The 3377-nt window shown below is 54.2% G+C and carries 4 protein-coding genes; 2 read left to right on the forward strand and 2 right to left on the reverse strand.

The window, feature by feature from the left end:
* Positions 1 to 759 precede the first annotated feature (759 nt).
* On the reverse strand, positions 760 to 1449 hold the full coding sequence (locus JZX87_RS30825; protein WP_206829628.1) for a hypothetical protein: 690 nt from the start codon (positions 1447 to 1449) through the stop codon (positions 760 to 762).
* Positions 1450 to 1666: 217 nt separating this feature from the next.
* Here JZX87_RS30825 and JZX87_RS30830 point away from each other — a divergent pair, with 217 nt between their 5' ends.
* Positions 1667 to 1987, forward strand: coding sequence for a ribonuclease E inhibitor RraB (locus JZX87_RS30830; RefSeq protein ID WP_206829629.1), 321 nt, complete (start codon positions 1667 to 1669; stop codon positions 1985 to 1987).
* A gap of 53 nt (positions 1988 to 2040) precedes the next feature.
* On the opposite strand, the gene JZX87_RS30835 is transcribed toward JZX87_RS30830, so the two are convergent.
* Positions 2041 to 2442, reverse strand: coding sequence for a hypothetical protein (locus tag JZX87_RS30835; RefSeq protein ID WP_206829630.1), 402 nt, complete (start codon positions 2440 to 2442; stop codon positions 2041 to 2043).
* Between the two features lie 162 nt (positions 2443 to 2604).
* Here JZX87_RS30835 and JZX87_RS30840 point away from each other — a divergent pair, with 162 nt between their 5' ends.
* On the forward strand, positions 2605 to 3225 hold the full coding sequence (locus JZX87_RS30840) for a tyrosine-type recombinase/integrase (RefSeq protein WP_206829631.1): 621 nt from the start codon (positions 2605 to 2607) through the stop codon (positions 3223 to 3225).
* Positions 3226 to 3377 lie beyond the last annotated feature (152 nt).

Here is a 3377-nt window from a genome sequence, read left to right on the forward strand (position 1 = left end):
CGCAAGTTGACCCATTCCCGGCCTTGGCCGGAAAGCTCGATGATCAACCGAGCTACACCATTCCATGGGACACGATCCATACGCGTTGTAGATCATGAAACTGCCAGGACCCACGATCAGGAATCCGACTGTTGATAGTGTTCCGTATACCATCGCTCGCTTGTAAAGTGACATGCAATGCGCCTTGGTGAAACTGTAGAACTCTCGCAGAATTTCATTATTCGGCGTTGGAATGCTGGTTGGACTAACGTCCTCTCAGCCGACGGGCAAGATGCGAAAATGGGGCTGCGTCACCCCACCGCCCTGACATCGAAGAATTGCTTTGTCGGCCGCTCTGCGCCACAAGCGGAATTGTTACCTATCGCCCGGATCGTCCGCGAATATATCCGATGGCGAACATAACTCAGGTAGGTCAGACCTGCTGAACTGCAAATCAGGAACAGCACAAGCGGATAGAACAGGAAGGGCTCACCACTCGCACGGATAACGGCTCCTCGTCGGCTAGGCAGTTCCCCTTGCACGAGACAAGTAACGAAGAAGACTAGGAAAACAGGTCCGACAAGGGAAATCCCCAGAACGGCTGCCCATTTTTGAAGCCAAGCTCTCATGCCTTCCCCCTAGACCATCACCACCCTATCTGGCGTTGATTGACGGAAGGTGAAGCAAGTTCCGCGATCTTTCGTGGTGCTGTGCAATGATCTCAGAGGCCCGACGGCGATCTTCGGCTTTGCGCCACAACCGGTCAGCGCCACAGCGTTTCTAAGCTATAGCTCGTTGTCGCCAGTGGTTGAGAAGCGACGCCAGTTCTTCGTCAGATATCCGAAATCGATTGTTCAGGCTGGCATTTGAACCAGTTAACCGGGTCAGCCTAGCGCCCTTTCGCGTTCCATCGGAGGAGCGGTCTTGGAACTGGATATACCCTTTCACGTGAACCTTTCGCTTCCCACGGAGGATGGTAGTAGTTGCTTGGAAGTCAGCCACATCCTCCCATCTCCACTCTTTCGGACCAAACAGCGACCTCGACACGAGGCTTTGCCGCCCAAGGACTAGACGGTCTGGTTTCAAGGAAGCTGCAATAAGCAGAATTCCTGGCAACCCAAAAAGCCCGAAGAGCAGGATGAAAAGGATGATGTATCCGATTTCGCCGTTCCCAAATCGTGTGGCATCAGTAAACGCTGCGAACATGCATAGGCTAGCCAGACCCAGTGCAATGTAACGGCTGCGGCCTGCGACAAGGACGATGGGCTGCGGGAAACCTTGCACCGCAGAGGTTGAGAGCTGGCTAGGTTTGGAGTACTGCAACCAACCTGACGTTAGGAAAACGGCAACCGCAGTCGCTAAGATCAGCAGCCTCCAAGCCCCACTTCGGCCATCGCTCAGCAAGTCGAGCCCGGTGAAGCCTGCCCCGATCCCGACGAGGGCAACAATGATCGTGCCGATCTTCGACAACCTTCCTCCTAATCCGAGCCCTGAGCCAGCAATCGTTCGGCATCTTAATCTCAATAATGGCTACAAACATGCCAGCTTGTTCAAAAAAACATGTCAAGCAACCGAGTGCTGTAGGCCGCAGTCATCATGGCAGGATCGCGCCAAATGGAGCCATTGAAATATCGGCCGAAGTCAGGTCTTTTCGCACGTCAGCAGCCCTCCTTTGAGGAACCTCTGAATGTCGCTTGTTGACGAAAACACCGCAATTCTAATGAAGTTTGTGGCCGAGGGAAAAGACCTCAGCTACGTTAGACTTATTGATTTCTCACATCTCTTCCCGGACTTGGTATCTGCAAACCGCTTTGCCGCAGAGGCTGAGGCAAAGGGCTTTGAGATCGCAGTCAATCCAAGCCACTCACCAGAAGGTACTTGGGACGTTACGGCTTCGAAGGTAATGCTCCCATCAGCAGACGCGATCACGGAATCTGAAGCTAGGCTGAGTGCGCTTGCTGAACTCCATCAAGGTTACGCTGATGGTTGGGGCTTCCTCAATACCTGATGACCGGTTTGGGCCGAATGTGGTCGTGGCTCGCCTCGTGCCAACAGCGGACATCAAAACGCGATGATGATCTCGCCCAGCTTTCGGCTCTCAAGAAGGACAGCGTGATGCCCTGGCTCTTGGCCCTCGGCCAGATTGAACCTCAAGAGCTTTCCGGTCTGGCTCAAGTCAATGTTTCCAGATCGGTACGAAATGAAACAGTTCTCAGTCCTGCAATAAACAATCGGGCGGACGCTGGTGTCGTCGTAGCGGCCAAGCGAGAGGTCGATGTCAGGAGCCTTGTGGTCAACCAGTCGACACGGATATTTAGAACACTTTACCTCACCGTAAACTGGCTCATGTTCGTCGATGAGGATGGCGTAAAGAAAAATTTTGGCGGGTGCATCCTCTTCGGCGAAAGCACCTGCTCCGTTTATGACCATGGCTGCGGATAGCAGGATCATGTTACGAAGCATGCGACAGACTCCAGGAGGTTGAATTACTGCTCTATTGCAATTTCATCGAAATATGAAGGTTGCAAGCACGACGTCTGCAATGGGCCGAGTAGAGACGAGATGTGCTACCGTTGGTCTGCCCGATGGTGGCGACGCGGTGGGAGGAGCGGTGGAGGCTTTGGCATGGACACCGCCGTACTGCGTAATCGAAATCCATGGAACAAGGGTATTTTAGTAGGCCAGAAGCGCCCACTGCAACCGAAGAACGTCTGGTCGATCCGTGTCAGGCTCGAAATGAGCGGGGCGATCAGAGACCTGGCGCTGTTCAACCTCGCCATCGACAGCAAGCTCCGCGCTTGCGACTTGGTTAAGCTGAGGGTTGAGGACCTATGGTCGGGTAGTTTTATCCGGGATCGAGCCACCATCATCCAGAAGAAGACGAAGCGACCCGTGCAGTTTGAGGTGACGGAGCAGACGAAGACTGCGCTGGTGGCATGGCTTCCCTTCGTTCGAAGGAACGGCGGCAGCTATTTGTTTCCAAGCCGTCGGAAGACGTCGCATCATTTGTCCACGAGGCAGTACGCCCGCATTGTCCACCGCTGGGTCGCGTCCATCGGACTAGACACCAGTGCCTATGGCACCCACTCCATGAGGCGAACCAAGGCAGCGCAGATTTACAAGAAGACGGGTAACCTGCGAGCCGTCCAAATTCTGCTCGGTCACACCAAGCTCGAAAGCACGGTTCGCTACCTTGGCGTTGAGGTAGATGACGCTCTGAGGATCGCGGAGCAGATTGAGCTGTAGGCTTCTGACCATCGGCGTTAGTCGATGGTCTCCCTCGCGCCAGTTGCGGTCATTTGCTTACTCTCTGGGTTTCATCGATCGTGTCCCATGGAGTGGTGTAGCTGGATTTCATAGCCATCGGTGATTTCCGGTAGGGTCGGGTTGCTTAGAGC

Origin of the sequence: Agrobacterium sp. Ap1 (genome assembly GCF_017313375.1) — a bacterium.
Classification (GTDB): domain Bacteria; phylum Pseudomonadota; class Alphaproteobacteria; order Rhizobiales; family Rhizobiaceae; genus Neorhizobium; species Neorhizobium cellulosilyticum.